The sequence below is a fragment of the Pseudomonas sp. BN607 genome (assembly GCF_029871175.1).
In the GTDB taxonomy this organism is placed as follows: Bacteria; Pseudomonadota; Gammaproteobacteria; order Pseudomonadales; family Pseudomonadaceae; genus Aquipseudomonas.
The window spans coordinates 80,454-98,850 of the sequence record NZ_SSOE01000064.1 but is presented as its reverse complement, the minus strand read 5'-3'; the positions used below and the strand labels follow the sequence as shown (position 1 = coordinate 98,850).

The window sequence follows — 18,397 nt, the reverse complement described above, 5'->3', positions numbered from 1 at the left end:
GTGGAAGCTAACGTCGTCGACCATACCTCCATGTGGAGTCTGGTCAGCAATGCCAGCGTGGTGGTACAGCTGGTAATGCTGACCCTGGTGGCCGCATCGGTCACTTCATGGATCATGATCTTCCAGCGCAGCACCATGCTGCGCGCCGGTCGTCGTGCGCTGGATGCCTTCGAGGAGCGCTTCTGGTCGGGCATCGATCTGTCCAAGCTGTACCGTCAGGCAGGCAGCAACCCAGACCCGGATTCGGGCGTCGAGCAGGTGTTCCGTGCCGGCTTCAAGGAATTCTCGCGCCTGCGCCAGCAGCCGGGCGTTGACCCTGACGCGGTCATGGAAGGCGTTGGCCGTGCCATGCGCGTTGCCATTTCGCGCGAGGAAGAAAAACTCGAGCAGAGCCTGCCGTTCCTGGCCACCGTCGGTTCCACCAGCCCGTACATCGGCCTGTTCGGTACCGTATGGGGCATCATGAACTCCTTCCGCGGCCTGGCCAGCGCCCAGCAGGCCACCCTGGCCACGGTTGCCCCGGGTATCGCCGAAGCACTGATCGCCACCGCCATCGGCCTGTTCGCAGCGATCCCGGCAGTTATTGCCTACAACCGTTTCGCCGCGCGCAGCGAAGTGCTGATCGGCCGTTACTACACCTTCGCCGATGAGTTCCAGGCGATCCTGCACCGCAAAGTGCACACCAGCGAAGAGTAATCAGGTAAAAGCCCATGGCCCGAGTTCGCCACAAACGCAAGCCCGTCGCCGAGATGAACGTGGTGCCCTACATCGACGTGATGTTGGTGCTGCTGGTCATCTTCATGGTGACGGCGCCCATGCTCAACCAGGGCGTGAAGGTCGACCTGCCCAAGGTTTCCAGCGAAGCCTTGCCGCAGGACAACAACGTCCAGATCCTCACCATTTCCATCAAGGCCGACAAGACCTATTACTGGAACCTCGGCAGCGAAGTCGACACCGACAAGCAGATGGACAAGGCCATGACCTTGCCCGACATGACCAGTGCCGTGACCAAGATCATTGCCGCCGGCCGTGACCAAGGCAAGCAGACCCAGGTGTTCATTCGTGGCGACAAGGCTGTCGACTATGGCGCGGTCATGGGGGCCATGGGCGGGTTGCAAAAGGCCGGTGTCGGTAACGTTGGCCTGATTACCGAGGCGCCCTGATGCAACAGCGAGAGCCATCCGCCTCGGAAAGCTACTTCTGGCCCAGTGTCTGGGCCATCGGCCTGCATGTGCTGGTGTTCGCCCTGCTGTTCGTCAGTTTTGCCATGACGCCTGAGCTGCCGCCATCCAAGCCGATCGTTCAGGCTACCCTGTATCAGCTCAAGTCCAAGAGCCAGGCGACCACCCAGACCAATCAGAAGATTGCCGGGGAAGCGAAGAAAACCGCCTCGCGCCAGACCGAAGTCGAGCAGCTTGAACAGAAGAAGGTCGAGCAAGAGGCCGTGAAGGCCGCGGAACAAAAGAAAGCCGACGCCGCTCAAAAGGCCGAAGAGGCTCGCGAGGCCGCTGAAGCCAAAAAAGCCGAGGCCGCTGAAGCCGCCAAGGCTGCCGAGGCGAAGAAAGCCGCCGAAGCCAAGAAGGCCGACGAGGCGAAGAAAGCCGCCGAGAAGCAGCAGGCCGACATCGCCAAGAAGAAGGCCGAGGACGAAGCGAAGAAAAAAGCCGAGGAAGAGGCCAAGAAAGAGGCCGCTGAAGAGGCGAAGAAGCAAGCCGCCGAGGACGCCAAGAAAAAGGCAGCCGAAGAGGCCAAGAAAAAAGCAGCCGAGGACGCCAAGAAGAAAGCGGCGGCCGAGGATGCGAAGAAGAAGGCAGCTGAAGAGGCCAAGAAAAAGGCCGCTGCAGACGCCCAGAAGAAAAAGGCACAGGAAGCGGCCCGCAAGGCGGCAGAAGACAAGAAAGCCCAGGCCCTGGCCGAGCTGTTGTCCGATACCACCGAGCGGCAGCAGGCGCTGGCCGACGAGCAGGGTGACCAGGTGGCCGGCGATTTCGACGACCTGATCCGCATGCGCGCGGCCGAGGGCTGGGCACGTCCGCCTTCCGCGCGCAAGGGCATGACGGTGGTCCTGCAGATCAACATGTTGCCGGACGGTACCATCACCAGTGTCAGCGTGGCCCGGTCCAGTGGTGACGGCCCGTATGACAGTTCGGCGGTGGCTGCGGTGAAGAACATTGGTCGTTTGACCGAGATGCAGGGTATGAAGCCGAGCGATTTCAACCAATATCGTTCGTTCAAGATGACATTTACACCTGAGGATCTAGCGTTGTGATTAAACGTCTGAGAGGACTGCTGGTCATGCTCTGCTGCGTGGCAGGCATGGCGGTGGCAGAAGAAAAGAACATCCTGGTTACCAGCGGCAGCGACCGGGCCACGCCCATCGCGGTAGTGCCGTTCGGTATGCAGGGCGGTAGCGTGTTGCCCGAAGACATCGCCGACATCATCGGCAACGACCTGCGCAACTCTGGCTACTATTCGCCGATTCCACGGCAGAACATGATCAGCCAGCCGTCGCAGGCCAGCGAAGTGATCTTCCGTGACTGGAAAGCCCTGGGCGCCCAGTACGTGATGGTTGGCAGCATCGTGCCGTCGGGCGGTCGCCTGCAGGTGCAGTACGCGCTGTTCAACGTCGCCACCGAGCAGCAAGTGCTGACCGGTAGCGTTGCTGGCAGCACCGACCAGCTGCGCGACATGGCGCACTACATTGCCGACCAGTCGTTCGAGAAGCTCACCGGCATCAAGGGTGCGTTCTCCACCCGCATGCTGTACGTGACGGCCGAGCGTTTCTCTACCAACAACACCCGCTACACCTTGCAGCGTTCCGACTACGACGGTGCGCGTGCCGTGACCCTGCTGCAATCGCGCGAGCCAATCCTGTCGCCGCGCTTTGCGCCGGATGGCAAGCGCATCGCCTACGTTTCGTTCGAGCAGAAGCGCCCACGTATCTTCGTGCAGAACATCGACACCGGTCGTCGCGAGCAGGTGACCAACTTCGAAGGCCTGAACGGCGCACCTGCCTGGTCGCCGGACGGTTCGCGCCTGGCATTCGTGCTGTCCAAGGATGGCAACCCGGACATCTACGTGATGAACGTGGCTTCGCGCCAGATCAGCCGGGTAACGGCAGGCCCGGGTATCAATACCGAACCGTTCTGGGGTAAAGACGGCAACACCCTTTATTTCACTTCCGACCGTGGCGGCAAGCCGCAGATCTACAAACAGTCGGTCAGTGGCGGTGGCGCCGAGCGTGTAACCTTCGTGGGTAACTACAACGCCAACCCGAAACTTTCGGCTGACGAAAAGACCCTGGTGATGATTCATCGCCAACAGGGCTTTACCAACTTTAAAGTGGCCGCACAGGACTTGCAGCGCGGAAGTGTAAAGATTCTGTCTGAAACAAGTCTTGATGAGTCTCCCACTGTTGCGCCTAACGGCACCATGCTAATCTACGCCACCCGCCAGCAGGGCCGGGGAGTCTTGATGCTCGTGTCGCTTAATGGCCGCGTGAGGCTCCCACTTCCTACCGCTCAAGGCGAAGTCAGAGAACCGTCCTGGTCCCCTTACCTGAACTGATTGCGGCGTAATACGTTTTGCTTAACACACTGGGGTTTCATTAGGAGTTTCACGATGGAAATGCTGAAGTTTGGTAAATTTGCTGCGCTGGCTCTGGCCATGGCTGTAGCTGTAGGTTGCTCCTCGAAGGGCGGTGACAACGCAGGCGAAGGCGCTGCTGTAGATCCTAACGCTGGCTACGGTGCCAACACTGGCGCAGTTGACGGCTCCCTGAGCGAAGAAGCCGCCCTGCGCGCAATCACCACCTTCTACTTCGAATACGACAGCTCGGACCTGAAGCCAGAAGCCATGCGCGCTCTGGACGTTCACGCCAAGGACCTGAAAGCCAACGGCAACCGCGTTGTCCTGGAAGGCAACACCGACGAGCGCGGCACCCGCGAGTACAACATGGCTCTGGGTGAGCGTCGTGCGAAAGCCGTTCAGCGCTACCTGGTTCTGCAGGGCGTTTCCCCTGCTCAGCTGGAACTGGTTTCCTACGGCGAAGAGCGTCCAGTTGCTACCGGCAACGACGAGCAGTCCTGGGCTCAGAACCGTCGCGTAGAACTGCGTAAGTAAGTTCTTATGCGTATGTGCCGCCGTGTAGTAACCGTCCTCGCACTCAGCCTGCCGCTCGCGGCCTGGGCTGAGGTCCCTGTAGTAGATGACAACGCAGGCAGTTATCCGCCTGCGGGTTATGGCACGAGCGGCGCCTATGCCGGGTCGGGGGCTTCGGCCCCTGCCTCTGCACAGGGCCAGCTGTTCATGCAGCTGCAACAGATGCAGGATCAGCTTTCCCGCCAGCAAGGCATCATCGAAGAGCTGCAGAACGATGTGTCGCGCATGAAGCAGGAAAACCTGGAGCGATACCAGGACCTGGACCGTCGCATCAACAGTGGCGCTGCGCCTGCCGCAACCCCTGACAATTCCTCCGGTGGTGGTGCTTCCAATGCCGCCCCCGATGCCGCAGCTGGTGCTGCTGCGCAACAACCGGCCGCCAGTAGCGAGCCCGGTGATCCGGCGAAAGAAAAGCTCTACTACGATGCCGCTTTCGACCTGATCAAGCAAAAAGACTTCGACAAGGCCAGCCAGGCGTTCAACGCCTTCCTGCGCAAGTACCCGAACAGCCAGTACGCCGGCAACGCCCAGTATTGGTTGGGCGAGGTGAACCTGGCCAAGGGCGACCTGCCAGGTGCCAGCCAGGCCTTCGCCCAGGTCAGCCAGAAGTATCCGAAGCACAGCAAGGTGCCGGATTCGCTGTACAAACTGGCTGATGTCGAACGCCGCATGGGCCACACCGACAAGGTCAAGGGCATCCTGCAGCAGGTCATCACCCAGTACCCCGGCACCTCTGCCGCGCAACTGGCTCAACGCGACCTGCAAAAGCTGTAAGCGTTACCGTTCAAAAAGAAACCCGCGCCAGTCGCGGGTTTTTTCGTTAGAATCACTGCCCTTTTTTCGTAAACACGCTGCTGCGGATAACGCCATGTCGAGTCCGCGACAGTGCCTGACGGAGGCGGACAGCCTGTTTAGCTGTCACGCCCGTGGCGAGCATGCAAGACACATTACGCATTACCGAAGTCTTTTACTCGTTGCAGGGTGAAACGCGAACGGCTGGGTTGCCCACGGTGTTCGTGCGCCTTACCGGTTGCCCCCTGCGCTGCCAGTACTGCGACAGTGCCTATGCCTTCAGTGGCGGCACCCTACGCACCCTCGATTCGATCCTTGAGCAGGTGGCCGGCTTCAAGCCGCGCTACGTTTGTGTCACCGGTGGTGAGCCACTGGCCCAGCCAAACGCGTTGCCGTTGCTGCAGCGGTTGTGCGACGCCGGCTACGAGGTGTCGCTGGAGACCAGCGGCGCACTGGATATCGCCGGCACCGACACTCGTGTCAGCCGCGTGGTGGACCTGAAGACGCCGGGTTCAGAAGAGTCGCACCGTAACCTCTACTCGAACATCGAACAGCTGACCCACAACGACCAGGTCAAGTTCGTCATCTGTTCCCGTGAGGACTATGACTGGGCGGTTTCCAAGCTGATCCAGTACAACCTGGCCGAGCGCGCCGGTGAGGTGCTGTTTTCGCCGAGCCACCACCAGGTGAGCGCCAGCGACCTGGCGGACTGGATTGTTGCCGACAACCTGCCCGTACGTTTCCAGCTGCAGTTGCACAAGCTGCTGTGGAACGACGAGCCCGGACGTTGATTGAGGAGCAAGTACACATGACTGATAAGCGCGCAGTAATCCTGTTGTCCGGCGGCCTGGACTCGGCCACCGTGGTTGCCATGGCCAAGGCCGAGGGCTACGACTGCTACACCATGAGTTTCGATTACGGCCAGCGCCACCGCGCCGAGCTGAACGCTGCCGCCCGCGTGGCACGGGACCTGGGTGTGGTCGAGCACAAGGTGATCGGCTTGAACCTCGATGGCATCGGCGGCTCGGCGTTGACCGACAGCAGCATCGACGTGCCGGAAACCCCGGGTGAAGGTATCCCGGTCACCTATGTGCCGGCGCGCAACACCGTGTTTCTGTCGCTGGCCCTGGGCTGGGCAGAGGTGCTGGAAGCACGGGATATCTTCATTGGTGTCAATGCCGTGGACTACTCCGGCTACCCGGATTGCCGCCCCGAGTTTGTCGAAGCCTTCGAGCGCATGGCCAACCTGGCGACCAAGGCCGGGGTAGAAGGGCAGGGTTTCCGTATCCAGGCGCCGCTGCAGAACATGAGCAAGGCGCAGATCGTGCAGGCTGGCATGGCCCGTGGTGTTGACTACAGCCTGACTGTCTCCTGCTACCAGGCGGACGACGACGGCCGTGCCTGTGGCAAGTGCGACAGTTGCCGGCTGCGCGCTGACGGCTTCAAGGCCGCCGGTGTGCAAGATCCGACCCGCTATTTTTGAACAAAGTTTGATGGGGTATTGATTTCCCGTTAGAAATCAGTATTATACGCGCCATCCAACGGGTCGTTAGCTCAGTTGGTAGAGCAGTTGGCTTTTAACCAATTGGTCGTAGGTTCGAATCCTACACGACCCACCATACGCAGTACGTCAAAGCCCGCAACCAGAAATGGTCGCGGGCTTTTTCGTTTTTGGAATGATGGGCCGCTTTGCGGCCCTGTCGCGACACAAGGCCTCAATGACCTGCGCACAAAAGACCTTGTGGTAGCGGCTTACTCAGCCCATTCGGGATCGCCGGTAAACACCACCGTCAGCCAGCGGTCCGGCCCTTCACCGCCCACCGCCTCACCAATCTCGTTACGCCACGCATCCCATTCATCGATGGTCTTGGCCGCCATGGCCTTGGGCACGATGAAATACAACTCGATCTCCCGCGAGCGCCCGACCTTGGCGACATAGGCGCGGTAGGACTGCAGCCCATGGCGGGCGACGAAAGCCTTGGCCACTTCATCTACATGCAGCTTGAGGTCGCCAGGGGTGACCAGGAAGATTTCCGACAGTGCCTGGCGCACCACCGACATCGGCAGCGGCACGATCACCAGGCACACCAATGCCAGTACTGCCGGGTCGATATACGGTGAAACCCACTCCAGCGAAGTGCCCTGTACCGCGTAACCAAAGCAGAAGGCGATCAGCAGCGCGGCAGTGATGCTGGCCGACATCACCCAGCCTTTCACGTCCATGCGCACGAAGTCGGACTTCAACGTGCGGTTGGCGCGGGCCTCGATCACCGCGATTGTCACGCAGGCAATAACGGTCAATACCGCGTAGACCATGGCGATGCCGAACTCCAGATGTCGGCCACCTTGCAGCAGGCTGCTGACGGCGTTGATCAGCGCGTAGATGGCGACGCCGCTGAGCAGGATGCCGTTGAGCGCCAACACCATCGGCTCAAGGTGCCAGAAGCCCATGGTGAAGCGCTCGCGCAGCTTGCGCGACATCTGCACGCTGGTGGTATGCGAGGTAATCAGCTTGACCACAACCAGCGACAGCCCGCTCATACTGGCGTCTACCAGTGAGTAGACACCGTCGAAGACGATGGAGAATGAGCCGGAGGCCAAGCCGAAGGCAATGCCGATGATGGCGATGAACAGGGTGACGGCGATCGAGGTGCGTAAAAGCCCTTGTTCGCTGGTGATGTCGAAGAAGGTGGATCGGGTTGCGGTTTGCATGAGTAGTGCTCAGTAAAAACGATGATGCTGTTGTGTCTGTAGCGGCTTCTTCGCGGGCAAGCCCGCTCCCACAGGTGCAGGGTGGCTTCAAGGCCGGTGCAGATCCTGTGGGAGCGGGCTTGCCCGCGAAGAGGCCCTTGCAGGTCAGGCGCGGAATTGCGCCATCAGTGCCTGCTGCTGGTTGGCCAGTCGGTTCAGGGCTTGGCTGATGCGCGCCGATTCATCAGCTTGCCCGGCCAGCGATTCGGTCACGTCGCGAATGCCGGCCACGTTGCGATTCACTTCCTCGGCCACCGCGCTCTGCTCTTCGGCTGCCGAGGCAATCTGCAGGTTCATGTCGCTGATCACGGCCACTGCCTCGCCAATACGCTGCAGCGCCGGTAACGCCTGCTCCATCCGTGCAGCGCTGTCCTGTGCCTGGCGTTGGCCTTCATGCATGGCGCCGACCACATCCTGAGTACCTTGTTGCAGGCCTTCGATGACCTGACGGATTTCTTCCACCGACACCTGTGTGCGCTGGGCGAGCCCGCGCACCTCATCGGCGACCACGGCAAAGCCCCGGCCGGCTTCGCCGGCGCGGGCCGCTTCGATGGCGGCATTCAGTGCCAGCAGGTTGGTCTGCTCGGCAATGGTACGAATCACCTCCAGCACCGAGCCTATCTGCCCGCTGCGGCCTTCCAGTGCGCGCGCCTCATCCATGGCGGTGTTCATGCCCGCAGCCAAGCGCTCAATACCCTGGCGGGTGCTGTCGATCAGTTGCAGGCCCTCCTGGCTGGCCTGGTCGGCGGCTCGCGCAGCCTGGGCCGCCTGGGCCGCGTTGTGGGCGACATCCAGGGCGGTGGCGCTCATTTCATTGGCTGCCGTGGCCACCTGCTCGATTTCGCGGTGCTGCTGCTGCATGCCGTTGCTGGTCTGGCTGGCGATGGCGGCTGACTGGTCTGCAGTGCCCCGGGCTTCTTGCAGCGTGCCTTTGACCTGTGCAATGACTGGCTGCAGCTTGTCGAGGAAGCGGTTGAACCAGCCGGTAAGCTGGCCCAGCTCGTCCTGGCGGGCATAGTCCAGGCGGCGGGTCAGGTCGCCTTCGCCGCTGGCGATGTCTTCCAGGCGCGCAGCCACGGCCAGGATTGGCCGGGTAACGCCGCGTGCGGTCAGCCATACCAGCAGCAAGCCGATCACGGCGGCGCCCAGGCCGACCAGCAGGCTGGTGAGGTTGGCGCTGTGGTTGTGCGCGTCCAGGCGCTGGTTGAGCGCCATGGCGGGTGCTTGCAGCACGCTTTCCGGGAGCTCCAGCAATACCTGCCACGGGGCAGCGTCCGGGATGGGGGTGAACGGGTGGGCCACACGCAGCAGGCCGTCAGCTACCGCCTTTTCCATCGGTTTACCGAGCGTGCTGGCATCACGGCTGTTGCCGGCGAGTAGGCCAGTCACGCTGGCGATGCTCACCTGACCTTGGCCGTCGTACAGTTCACGGCGGCCATCAACGCTCAACTGTTGCAGGTTGTCCAGGCCGATGTCCAGGCCGACCACGCCGACTACCTTGCCGTGCTCCAGCAGCGGCAGGGCGATACTGGTCATGAGTACCTGGCGGCCATTGACGTCATCCAGGTACGGTTCGAGCATGCAGGTTCTGCCCGTGTCCTGCGGGCAGGTCAGCCAGCGGTTCTTCGGCGCGCCGTTGCTGCCGATGCTGGCATCGCCGAGCATCGACTCCGGCATGGCCTCAAGCGCCAGGTTGCCAGGGCTCGGCTGCGACCAGTACAGCGAAAAACGCCCACTCTCGTTGCTACCTGCGGCGTCCAGGCCGCGGAATTGGTTGTCTTGCCGGTCGAGGGCGTCGGGCTGAAACACCAGGTACAGGCCGATCACGTCCGGGTTACCGGCCAGGCTGGCGCGCGCCTGGCGGGTCAGCTCGGCGCGCAGGTCGCTGCCGCCCCGGGCCTGCAGTGCCTGGACCAGGCGGGCAAAGCCATTGCCGTACTGGTAGGCGTCCATGAAATAGCGCTGGACGCGCAATGCCTGGCTTTCGGCATGGGCCTGCAGGCGCTGGCGCGCGCTGCTGTCGAGCATGGCGGTGTTGGCCTGGTTGACCAAGGCAGCGCTGCGCTGCGCCTGGGTCAGCGAGGTGGTCACCAGCAGGGCGACGATGGCCAGCAGGCAAAGGCCGGCGAGGAGGGTGATCTTCCACTGGATGGAGAGGCGGCGCAGCGGCATGAGGGCGTTCCTTTTCGAACAAATGCAACGCCCGCGATCAGGCGCGGGCGTTGTGGGCAGCGTGGGTCATTCGGCGACGTAGTTAGGTGGTGCCGCGCGGAAGGCTTTGGTCAGCCAGCCCAGGTAGACCAGCCCAAGCGCAGCCCAGATACCGCCAAACATCAGCGAATGCGCGTTCAGGTCCAGCCACAACGAGACGATGATGCAGAAGCCGATGGTGGGCAGCACCAAGTACTTCAGCTGATTGGCCAGGCCTTTACGGTTGCCTTCGCGCAGGTAGCAGTGGTTGATCACCGACAGGTTGACGAAGCTGAACGCGACCAGCGCGCCGAAGTTGATGATCGAGGTGGCAGTCACCAGGTCGAAGAAGATCGCCGACAGCGAAATGACGCCGACCACGGCAATGTTCAGCACGGGCGTTTTGTACCGCGAATGCAGGCGGGCGAAGACGCTGGCCGGGATCACGTTGTCGCGGCCCATCACGTACAGCAGGCGCGACACGCTGGTCTGCGAGGCCAGGCCCGAGGCGATGGTGTTGATGACGGTGCAGGCAATGAAGATCGACTGGAACAGCTTGCCGCCGACGTACAGGGCGATTTCCGGCAGGGCGGCTTCCTGGTCATGGAAGCGTGCCATGGTAGGGAAGTAGGCCTGGATGAAGTACGACACGGTGATGAACACCACGCCGCCGATCAGCGCGGTGAGGAAGATCGCCCGCGGGATGGTCTTGGCCGGGTCGCGGGTTTCTTCGGACAGGCAGGTGACCGCGTCGAAGCCCAGGAACGAGAAACACAGGATGGTCGCACCGGCGGCGAGGGCGCTGAACTGGGTCTGGCTGTCGCCGAATGGCATCAGGCTCCAGGCCGTGCCCAGCCCTTCACCGTGGTCCAGGCCGCGCACGCACAGGTAGATGAACACGGCGATGATTGCCACCTGCACACCGACGAACAGCAGGTTGAAGTGAGCCACCAGGTTCACGCTGCGCATGTTGATCAGGCTGATCAGGGTGACGAAGCCGGCTACCCACATCCACTCCGGCACCTCCGGGAACATGGCCGAAAGGTAAAGCTTGGCCAGTAGTGCGTTGACCATCGGCAGCAGCAGGTAGTCCAGCAGTGAGGACCAGCCCACCAAAAAGCCCACGTGCGGGTTGATCGCGCGCTGGGTGTAGGTGTAGGCCGAACCCGACTGCGGGAAGCGCTTGACCAGGGTGCCATAACTCACTGCGGTGAACAGGATGCCGGCCAATGCCAGGATGTAGGCGCTGGGTACATGGCCGGCGGTAATCCCGCTGACGATGCCGAAGGTGTCGAACACGGTCATCGGCGTCAGGTAGGCCAGGCCGATGATGATCACGTGCCAGAGGCGCAGGGTTTTGCGGAGTTGGCCATTGCCGGAAGCGCTGTGGTCATGCTGCATGCTGGCATGGCTCCTGCTGCTGGGCGTAAACGGCGGGCACGGTGTATTGCGCATGCGGCAAGGGCGAGCGGGTGGGCTCCATGTTGTTCACCTTTTATGTTGGAGCGGCGGGAGGCGCGGTCGAGCGCGCAAAGTGGTGAAAATAAAAAACGATGGGTAGGTAGGTGTCAAGTTAAACATGACAAGATGTTGCTAAATTGAAATATTTATCGATTTAACCCGCCGTTTGTTCGGTTTTTGCGCGGTTTTTTGCGGTTATGGTCAATTTCGATGTTCGAAAAAATTAACGAATTCTCAGCTGTGTTCCTTCGCGTGTCGGACGCTTCCGAAATATGGGATTTCTCGCTCCGGACCCGCGCGCGGGCCAACCGGGGGGTGATAATCTTCTCGTTCTGCGTGGCCCTCCAGGCCGCTTTCGAAGCCCCTACGGACAGCAATCGGTTCCATTCATGAAGAAATCAGTTGGCATCCTCTCCGGCCTGGCTATCGCCATTGCCGTCGCAATCACCGCTGGCGCCTGGTACACCGGCAAGCAACTACCTGCCGAGCTGGACAACGCCCTTGCGCGCAGCAACGCCGAACTGAAAAAGGCCCTGGTGACCACCGGTGGTAGCATGAGCATCGAGCGGGTGTCGCTGCAGCAGCATTTCTTCAGCAGTACCGCCCAGTACCGGCTCAAGGCTCGCGACATCAATGTGGGTGAAGGCGAGGTGGTCAACTTCGACGTGGGCGTGACCGACCAGATCGAGCACGGCCCGTTCCCCTGGTCGCGGGTCAAGGCGCTGAAGCTGATGCCGGTACTGGCGGTCAGCAACAGCACGCTGGAGAAGGACGATGCCACCGAGCCGTGGTTTGCTGCCGCAGCTGGGCAGGTGCCAGTCAGCGCGCAGACCAGCCTGGGTTATGACGGGCATGTGGTCAGCCAGGTGCGGTTGGCGCCAGTCAAGCTCGACGAGGCGGATGGCAACAGCCTCGACTTTTCCGGCATGCAGCTGGAAGTCAGTGGTGACAAGGAAGGCAAGGCCTCGAAATTCCACGGCACGGCCGACCGTTTCGTGATAAAACTGGTGCGCGACGACCAGCCGCCGGCCAGCTTCGAATTGCAGGGCCTGAAGGTAGGTGGCAACCTCGCGGCCACCGCGCACGACGCCATCTACGTCGGCAACGTCGACCTGACGCTGGCCGAAACCAAGGTCACCCTGGGCCCGAAACAGCAGGTGCTGCTGGTCAAGGGGCTGGAGCAGAATGCCCTGCAAACCCTCGACGGCCCGGACACCGTGGGTGGTCGCGTGGAGTACAAGGTCGGTGACATAAGCTGGGATGGCCGCGCGGTGGGCAAGGCGCAGATGGCCATCAGCGTCGCCTCGGTCAATGCTCCGGCGCTGCAGGCGTTGTCAAAGTGGTACCAGGCGCACCTGCCGGAATTCGAGGCTGCCTCTGCCGCTGGCCTGCCAGCACCGCAAATCCAGATGGACGATGCCGAAAAGGCCCGCTTCCAGGGTGACTTGCAGAAGTTGCTGGCCGCCAAGCCCAAGCTGGCGGTGGAAAACCTGTCGTTCAAGACCGCCAATGGCGAGAGCCGCTTCAACCTGTCGATGGACCTCGCCGCGCCGGCCAACTTCGATCTGCCGCCGGATCAGCTGAGCAAACAGATCATCACTGAGGTGAAAAGCAAGCTGTCGCTGTCCAAGCCGATGATCGGTGACCTGGCGACCTTGCAGGCGCTGCTGAATGGCCAGACCGACGCCCAGGCGATTGCCATGCAATCGGGGCAGGCTGGGGAGATGGTCGGCATGATGGCACTGCAGAGCGGCATGGCCACCGTGCAGGGCGATGATGTGGTCAGCAGCCTGCACTATGCCGATGGCATGGTCGACTTCAATGGCCAGAAGATGACCGTGGAAGAATTTGCCACGTTGCTGGCTGCACACTTGGCGGCCCTTTCGCCGCAGGGTTGATCAGCTGAGCCTGTAGCGGCCTTTTCGCGGGCGCGCCCGCTCCCACAGGTTACTCATTGCCCCTGAGGGCAGCACAGAAGCTGTGGGAGCAATTGTCTTGCTCAATTTCTAGCATCTAGCTCGATCCACCTTGTGGGAGCGGGCTTGTCCCGCGAACACCGGCGGAGCCGGTGCCATGCACCGTGTTGGATTCTTCGCGGGACAAGCCCGCTCCCACAGTCCAGTCCAACCCCGCAGGCTAGAGGCTGATGCAGTACCTGGGGAAACAACTGGTTTGATCAAGACCTGAAAGCTGGCGTGATCATGGTTGGAGCGACTGTCTTGCTCAATGTCTAGAATCTGACGCGGTCCACCTTGTGGGGCATGCCCGCGAAGAGGCCAGTACAGGCAATACAAAAACCACTTTAGAATTCGCTGGATTGTCTGTAGCCTTCGGCCTCCGATAATAATCCGCGCCCGCAGAGCGCCGTGGCGGTCAGCATGCCGTCCGGCACCCTTAGCCGATCTGCCAGGGCCGGGTGATACACTTGATTTGACGCGCACGCGCGCCTGCAGGTCCAGCGATCATGACCCAGATTTCCGAACGCCTGTTGGTTCAGGCCCACCTCGACGCCAAACAGCCCAACCCGCTGACTGCTGAGCAGGAGGCCGAATACCGTGCGGCCATCGCTGCCGAGCTGAAGGCGCAGAATGCTGTTCTGGTCGCCCACTATTATTGCGACCCGGTCATTCAGGCGCTGGCCGAAGAAACCGGCGGCTGCGTATCCGACTCGCTGGAAATGGCCCGGTTCGGCAAGAACCACCCCGCCGAAACGGTCATCGTGGCCGGCGTACGCTTCATGGGCGAAACGGCAAAAATCCTCACCCCGGAAAAGCGCGTGCTGATGCCGACCCTCGAGGCCACCTGCTCCCTCGACCTGGGTTGCCCGGTGGAAGAGTTTTCGGCGTTCTGCGACCAGCACCCGGAGCGTACAGTGGTGGTCTACGCCAACACATCGGCTGCGGTAAAGGCGCGCGCTGACTGGGTGGTGACGTCGAGCTGTGCACTGGAAATCGTCGAAAGCCTGATGGACAACGGCGAAACCATCATCTGGGGCCCTGACCAGCACCTGGGCCGGTACATCCAGAAGCAAACCGGCGCCGACATGTTGCTGTGGGACGGTGCCTGCATCGTTCACGAAGAGTTCAAGTCACGTCAGTTGGCCGACATGAAGGCGTTGTACCCAGACGCTGCCATCCTGGTGCACCCGGAGTCGCCAGAAGCCGTGATCGAGCTCGCCGATGCAGTGGGTTCCACCAGCCAGCTGATCAAGGCGGCGCAGACCCTGCCCAACAAGACATTCATCGTCGCCACCGATCGCGGCATTTTCTACAAAATGCAGCAGCTGTGCCCGGACAAGGCGTTTGTCGAAGCCCCAACCGCAGGCAACGGCGCGGCATGCCGCAGCTGTGCGCACTGCCCGTGGATGGCGATGAACACCCTGGAGCGGGTGCTGGATTGCCTGCGTAACGGCACCAACGAGATTTTTGTCGACCCCGCGCTGGTGCCCAAGGCCATCAAGCCGCTGAACCGCATGCTGGACTTTACCCAGGCGGCGCGGCTGAAGCTTTCCGGTAACGCTTGAGGTTGCCGGGGGGCGCAACGCGCCCCCTGAAGCCTCAACGCCCCATCATCTCCTGAACCATGCGCCGCTGCTCCATGATCTCGCGCTGGCGCTGGTCAATCTGTGAGGCCAGCGGGAAATTCCCACCCGCCCGGCGCTTGGCGTAATCCAGCTGCTGGATTGCCTGATCAAAGTCGCCGACCAGCGTGAAGTACTCTGCACGCGCCCGATGCAAGCCGATGGTATTGCCCGATAAACCACGCACCTCGGCCATGTCGTACCACACATCCGGGTCATCCGGCCGACTCTTCACCAGCTCGTTCAACACCTTCTCCGCTTCGGCAGGCTTGTTCTGCTTCACCAGCAGATCCGCACGCACCTGTTTCAGCGGATAATTGCCCGGGTACAGCCCCTGCATCCGCTCGGCGCGCTGCTGCGCATCGGCCAGGCGATTGTTGGTGATGTCCAGGTCGATCTGCGCCAGGTTGTAGGTGATGTCGTTGGGCGCCTTGGCCAGCAGCGGCTTGAGCATTTCCCGTGCTTCGTTCAGCTGGCCGCCCTTGATCTGCGCCAGGGCCAGGCCGTAGCGTGCAGCGTCAAGTTTGGGGTCTTCGTCGAGTTGTGCGCGAAAGCGCTTGGCGGCCAGCCCCGGGGTACCTTCGTAGGTGAGTGCAACCCGGGCACGGATCAGCTGGTAGCGTGCGCTGTCCTCGATGCCGCCTTTGGGTGCCTGGTCGGCGCGGTTGCGGGTGTCGGCGATACGCGATTCGGTCACAGGGTGAGTCAGGAGGAATTCTGGCGGCTTGGCGTCATAGCGATACTGGCGTGCCAGGCGCTCGAACATGGTCGGCATGTTGCGCGGGTCGTAGCCAGCCTTTTCCAGGTTCTGGATCCCGATGCGGTCGGCCTCCTGTTCATTCTGCCGAGAGAAGCGCCGCTGTTCCTGGATGGCCGCCGCCTGCGTACCGGCAATCATGCCGATGCCGGCGTCGCCGGCGCCCCCTGCGGCCAGTACGATGCCGGCCAGCAGCGCCGCCATCATCGGCAGCTGCATGCGTTGCTGGGCCTCGACCCCGCGGGCAAAATGGCGTTGCGACAAGTGCGCCAGTTCGTGTGCCAGCACCGAGGCGTATTCGCCTTCGGTCTGCGCATTGAGGAACAGCCCGCCGTTGACCCCGACGATGCCCCCCGGGGCGGCAAAGGCGTTGAGCTCGCGGCTGTCGATGAGGATGAACTCCAGGCGCCGGTCCTGCAGCTGGCTGGTTTCGGCCAGTTTGTACACGCTGGTTTCGACGTAGTCCTTGAGCTGCGGGTCGTTCAGCTGGTTGACCTGACCACGCAGCAGGCTCAGCCAGGCACGGCCAAGCTGGTGTTCCTGTTGGGGCGAGACGATCGCGGAACTGGCATCACCCAGTGATGGCAGGTCGTCAGCATGGCCGGGTAGGGCCAACAGGCAGGCCAGCGTCAGCAGGGTAGGGCGCAGTAGATTCATGCATGAAACTCGCGTCGGATCAAAGATACCTACTGTAGCGGGCTCACACGTTGGCGACCAGTGGCGCTATCCTAGTCAGCCATGCCAGCAAGCAGTCTGGCAATGCCTCTGGAGACCCTGCGATGAGTGACACCCTGACCTGCGACGCCGAGCTGGACGCCAGCGGGCTGAATTGCCCTTTGCCGCTGCTCAAGGCCAAGATGGAACTCAATCGGCTGGCCAGTGGCGCGGTGCTCAAGGTTATCGCCACAGATGCCGGGTCGCAGCGTGACTTCCGCACTTTCGCGCAGTTGGCCGGTCATACGCTGCTGCAGGAAACGGCCGAGGCCGGTACCTATACCTACTGGCTGCGCAAGGCCTGAGTCTTTCCCAAGGATCGTCAATGTTCAAAGTGCTTCGCGACTGGATGCAGCGCTACTTCTCCGATGAAGAAGCGGTGGTGCTGGCGGTCCTGTTGTTCCTGGCCTTCACTGCCGTGCTCACCCTGGGCGGCATGCTCGCGCCAGTGCTGGCGGGCATGGTGCTGGCGTTCCTGATGCAGGGTCTGGTCAATGCCCTGGAGCGCTTGCGGGTACCGACGCGGCTGGCGGTAATGTTGGTGTTTGCCCTGTTCATGGGGGCGCTGGCGCTGTTCATGCTGGTGCTGGTGCCGCTGTTGTGGCATCAGCTGATCACCCTGTTCAACGAGCTGCCGGGCATGCTCGGTAAATGGCAGTCGCTGTTGTTGCTGTTGCCTGAACGCTACCCTCACCTGGTGTCGGACGAGCAGGTGTTGCACGCCATCGAATCGGTGCGCGGTGAAATCGGCAAGTTCGGCCAGTGGGCACTGACATTCTCGCTGTCCAGCCTGCCGCTGTTGGTCAATGCCATGATCTATCTGGTGCTGGTGCCGATCCTGGTGTTCTTCTTCCTCAAGGATCGCGAACTGATCGGCCGCTGGGTTAGCGGCTACCTGCCGCGCCAGCGCACCCTGCTGAACCGGGTGGGCAACGAGATGAACCGGCAGATTGCCAACTACATCCGTGGCAAGGGCATCGAAATCCTGATCTGCGGCATCGCCACCTACATCGCCTTCATCAGTCTGGGGCTCAATTACGCCGCGCTGCTGGCGTTGCTGGTCGGGCTGTCGGTGGTGGTGCCTTACGTGGGCGCAGTGGTCGTGACCGTGCCGGTGACCCTGATTGCGCTGTTCCAGTGGGGCTGGGGCGACCAGTTCATCTACCTGATGACGGTGTACGCGATCATCCAGGCGCTGGATGGCAACGTGCTGGTGCCGCTGCTGTTCTCCGAAGCGGTGAGCCTGCACCCGGTGGCGATCATTTGCGCGGTACTGCTGTTTGGCGGGTTGTGGGGGTTCTGGGGGATCTTCTTCGCCATCCCGCTGGCAACGCTGATCAAGGCCGTGCTGGATGCGTGGCCCAAGCAGGAGCCTAGCGTTTCACCGATGCTTTGAATGTAATTGGGGCCGCTCTGCGGCCCTTCGCGGGCACGCCCGCTCCCACTGGGCCCTGCACAATTCCTGTGGGAGCGGGCGTGCCCGCGAAGGGCTGCAAGGCAGCCCCATTCAATTTCAAGCCTTGTTCAAGGCTTGGGCGGCCGCCAATACGGCATCTACATGCCCGGGCACTTTCACGCCACGCCATTCCTGGCGCAGCACCCCGTCCTTGTCGATCAGGAAAGTGCTGCGGTCAACGCCCATGTATTCCTTGCCGTACAGCTTCTTCAGCTTGATCACGTCGAACAGCTGGCACAGGGCCTCGTCCTTGTCGCTGATCAGCTCGAACGGGAAGCCTTGCTTGGCCTTGAAGTTCTCGTGCGACTTGATGCCATCGCGTGACACGCCGAACACCGCGGTGTTGGCGGCGGCGAAGGCATCATGCTGGTCACGGAAACCTTGGCCTTCGGTGGTGCACCCGGGGGTGCTGTCCTTCGGGTAGAAGTACACCACCACTTGGCGGCCCTTGAGTTCCGCCAGGCTGACGGTTTGCCCGCTGGTGGCCTGGGCCTGGAAGTCGGCGACAGGTTGGTCGAGTGCTACTGCCATGGTC

General features: G+C 61.9%; 17 protein-coding genes and 1 tRNA gene. 13 read left to right on the top strand and 5 right to left on the bottom strand.

Annotated features, from left to right (window positions below; translation table 11 throughout):
- From tolQ to E8E68_RS21390, 9 genes are all read left to right on the top strand, one after another.
- On the top strand, nucleotides 1-696 hold the full coding sequence (gene tolQ / locus E8E68_RS21430; RefSeq protein WP_010952367.1) for a protein TolQ: 696 nt from the start codon (nucleotides 1-3) through the stop codon (nucleotides 694-696).
- A gap of 14 nt (nucleotides 697-710) precedes the next feature.
- Entirely contained in the window at nucleotides 711-1,163 is a 453-nt protein-coding gene (tolR, locus tag E8E68_RS21425) for a protein TolR (RefSeq protein WP_008090221.1), read from the top strand.
- On the top strand, nucleotides 1,163-2,269 hold the full coding sequence (gene tolA / locus E8E68_RS21420) for a cell envelope integrity protein TolA (protein WP_004575740.1): 1,107 nt from the start codon (nucleotides 1,163-1,165) through the stop codon (nucleotides 2,267-2,269). The genes tolR and tolA overlap by 1 nt, the downstream gene beginning before the upstream one ends.
- A gap of 26 nt (nucleotides 2,270-2,295) precedes the next feature.
- The gene (gene tolB, locus E8E68_RS21415; RefSeq protein WP_218278946.1) at nucleotides 2,296-3,567 is read left to right on the top strand and encodes a Tol-Pal system beta propeller repeat protein TolB; all 1,272 of its coding nucleotides are present in this window, start codon (nucleotides 2,296-2,298) and stop codon (nucleotides 3,565-3,567) included.
- Nucleotides 3,568-3,621: 54 nt separating this feature from the next.
- A complete protein-coding gene (pal, locus tag E8E68_RS21410; RefSeq protein ID WP_003254755.1) occupies nucleotides 3,622-4,122 on the top strand; it encodes a peptidoglycan-associated lipoprotein Pal in 501 nt (166 codons plus the stop codon).
- A 6-nt stretch (nucleotides 4,123-4,128) separates the two neighbouring features.
- On the top strand, nucleotides 4,129-4,935 hold the full coding sequence (ybgF, locus tag E8E68_RS21405; RefSeq protein ID WP_110743807.1) for a tol-pal system protein YbgF: 807 nt from the start codon (nucleotides 4,129-4,131) through the stop codon (nucleotides 4,933-4,935).
- A gap of 161 nt (nucleotides 4,936-5,096) precedes the next feature.
- On the top strand, nucleotides 5,097-5,744 hold the full coding sequence (queE, locus tag E8E68_RS21400; RefSeq protein WP_266031685.1) for a 7-carboxy-7-deazaguanine synthase QueE: 648 nt from the start codon (nucleotides 5,097-5,099) through the stop codon (nucleotides 5,742-5,744).
- A 17-nt stretch (nucleotides 5,745-5,761) separates the two neighbouring features.
- Entirely contained in the window at nucleotides 5,762-6,436 is a 675-nt protein-coding gene (gene queC / locus E8E68_RS21395) for a 7-cyano-7-deazaguanine synthase QueC (protein WP_256590517.1), read from the top strand.
- A 60-nt stretch (nucleotides 6,437-6,496) separates the two neighbouring features.
- Nucleotides 6,497-6,572: transfer RNA gene (locus E8E68_RS21390), tRNA-Lys, on the top strand.
- Between the two features lie 133 nt (nucleotides 6,573-6,705).
- On the opposite strand, the gene E8E68_RS21385 is transcribed toward E8E68_RS21390, so the two are convergent.
- The 3 genes from E8E68_RS21385 to E8E68_RS21375 form a co-directional block, all read right to left on the bottom strand.
- The gene (locus tag E8E68_RS21385) at nucleotides 6,706-7,665 is read right to left on the bottom strand and encodes a cation transporter (protein WP_266031683.1); all 960 of its coding nucleotides are present in this window, start codon (nucleotides 7,663-7,665) and stop codon (nucleotides 6,706-6,708) included.
- A gap of 144 nt (nucleotides 7,666-7,809) precedes the next feature.
- Nucleotides 7,810-9,876, bottom strand: coding sequence for a methyl-accepting chemotaxis protein (locus E8E68_RS21380; RefSeq protein ID WP_280344503.1), 2,067 nt, complete (start codon nucleotides 9,874-9,876; stop codon nucleotides 7,810-7,812).
- 66 nt (nucleotides 9,877-9,942) lie between these two features.
- The gene (locus E8E68_RS21375) at nucleotides 9,943-11,295 is read right to left on the bottom strand and encodes an APC family permease (RefSeq protein ID WP_266031679.1); all 1,353 of its coding nucleotides are present in this window, start codon (nucleotides 11,293-11,295) and stop codon (nucleotides 9,943-9,945) included.
- A gap of 449 nt (nucleotides 11,296-11,744) precedes the next feature.
- Here E8E68_RS21375 and E8E68_RS21370 point away from each other — a divergent pair, with 449 nt between their 5' ends.
- Nucleotides 11,745-13,253, top strand: a complete 1,509-nt coding sequence (locus E8E68_RS21370) for a YdgA family protein (RefSeq protein ID WP_280344498.1) — start codon at nucleotides 11,745-11,747, stop codon at nucleotides 13,251-13,253.
- Nucleotides 13,254-13,819: 566 nt separating this feature from the next.
- Entirely contained in the window at nucleotides 13,820-14,878 is a 1,059-nt protein-coding gene (gene nadA, locus E8E68_RS21365; RefSeq protein ID WP_266031675.1) for a quinolinate synthase NadA, read from the top strand.
- A 34-nt stretch (nucleotides 14,879-14,912) separates the two neighbouring features.
- Here nadA and E8E68_RS21360 read toward each other — a convergent pair whose 3' ends face one another.
- The gene (locus tag E8E68_RS21360) at nucleotides 14,913-16,349 is read right to left on the bottom strand and encodes a M48 family metalloprotease (protein WP_110743799.1); all 1,437 of its coding nucleotides are present in this window, start codon (nucleotides 16,347-16,349) and stop codon (nucleotides 14,913-14,915) included.
- A 122-nt stretch (nucleotides 16,350-16,471) separates the two neighbouring features.
- Here E8E68_RS21360 and E8E68_RS21355 point away from each other — a divergent pair, with 122 nt between their 5' ends.
- Both E8E68_RS21355 and E8E68_RS21350 read left to right on the top strand, forming a co-directional pair.
- Nucleotides 16,472-16,711 carry a sulfurtransferase TusA family protein gene (locus E8E68_RS21355; RefSeq protein WP_012273752.1) on the top strand — a complete coding sequence of 80 codons (240 nt, stop codon included), beginning with the start codon at nucleotides 16,472-16,474 and terminating at the stop codon, nucleotides 16,709-16,711.
- Nucleotides 16,712-16,731: 20 nt separating this feature from the next.
- Complete coding sequence (locus tag E8E68_RS21350; RefSeq protein ID WP_266031671.1) at nucleotides 16,732-17,802, top strand: AI-2E family transporter; 1,071 nt, start codon at nucleotides 16,732-16,734, stop codon at nucleotides 17,800-17,802.
- A gap of 117 nt (nucleotides 17,803-17,919) precedes the next feature.
- Here E8E68_RS21350 and E8E68_RS21345 read toward each other — a convergent pair whose 3' ends face one another.
- Nucleotides 17,920-18,393 carry a peroxiredoxin gene (locus E8E68_RS21345; protein WP_280344489.1) on the bottom strand — a complete coding sequence of 158 codons (474 nt, stop codon included), beginning with the start codon at nucleotides 18,391-18,393 and terminating at the stop codon, nucleotides 17,920-17,922.
- Between the last annotated feature and the right edge of the window lie 4 nt (nucleotides 18,394-18,397).

What these genes read in the sequence shown, in the direction of transcription:
- tolR (WP_008090221.1), top strand. Translation starts at nt 711, where the DNA reads ATGGCCCGAGTTCGCCACAAACGCAAGCCCGTCGCCGAGATGAACGTG.
- tolA (WP_004575740.1), top strand. Translation starts at nt 1,163, where the DNA reads ATGCAACAGCGAGAGCCATCCGCCTCGGAAAGCTACTTCTGGCCCAGT.
- tolB (WP_218278946.1), top strand. Translation starts at nt 2,296, where the DNA reads ATGCTCTGCTGCGTGGCAGGCATGGCGGTGGCAGAAGAAAAGAACATC.
- pal (WP_003254755.1), top strand. Translation starts at nt 3,622, where the DNA reads ATGGAAATGCTGAAGTTTGGTAAATTTGCTGCGCTGGCTCTGGCCATG.
- ybgF (WP_110743807.1), top strand. Translation starts at nt 4,129, where the DNA reads ATGCGTATGTGCCGCCGTGTAGTAACCGTCCTCGCACTCAGCCTGCCG.
- queE (WP_266031685.1), top strand. Translation starts at nt 5,097, where the DNA reads ATGCAAGACACATTACGCATTACCGAAGTCTTTTACTCGTTGCAGGGT.
- queC (WP_256590517.1), top strand. Translation starts at nt 5,762, where the DNA reads ATGACTGATAAGCGCGCAGTAATCCTGTTGTCCGGCGGCCTGGACTCG.
- E8E68_RS21385 (WP_266031683.1), bottom strand. Translation starts at nt 7,665, where the DNA reads ATGCAAACCGCAACCCGATCCACCTTCTTCGACATCACCAGCGAACAA.
- E8E68_RS21380 (WP_280344503.1), bottom strand. Translation starts at nt 9,876, where the DNA reads ATGCCGCTGCGCCGCCTCTCCATCCAGTGGAAGATCACCCTCCTCGCC.
- E8E68_RS21375 (WP_266031679.1), bottom strand. Translation starts at nt 11,295, where the DNA reads ATGCAGCATGACCACAGCGCTTCCGGCAATGGCCAACTCCGCAAAACC.
- E8E68_RS21370 (WP_280344498.1), top strand. Translation starts at nt 11,745, where the DNA reads ATGAAGAAATCAGTTGGCATCCTCTCCGGCCTGGCTATCGCCATTGCC.
- nadA (WP_266031675.1), top strand. Translation starts at nt 13,820, where the DNA reads ATGACCCAGATTTCCGAACGCCTGTTGGTTCAGGCCCACCTCGACGCC.
- E8E68_RS21360 (WP_110743799.1), bottom strand. Translation starts at nt 16,349, where the DNA reads ATGAATCTACTGCGCCCTACCCTGCTGACGCTGGCCTGCCTGTTGGCC.
- E8E68_RS21355 (WP_012273752.1), top strand. Translation starts at nt 16,472, where the DNA reads ATGAGTGACACCCTGACCTGCGACGCCGAGCTGGACGCCAGCGGGCTG.
- E8E68_RS21350 (WP_266031671.1), top strand. Translation starts at nt 16,732, where the DNA reads ATGTTCAAAGTGCTTCGCGACTGGATGCAGCGCTACTTCTCCGATGAA.
- E8E68_RS21345 (WP_280344489.1), bottom strand. Translation starts at nt 18,393, where the DNA reads ATGGCAGTAGCACTCGACCAACCTGTCGCCGACTTCCAGGCCCAGGCC.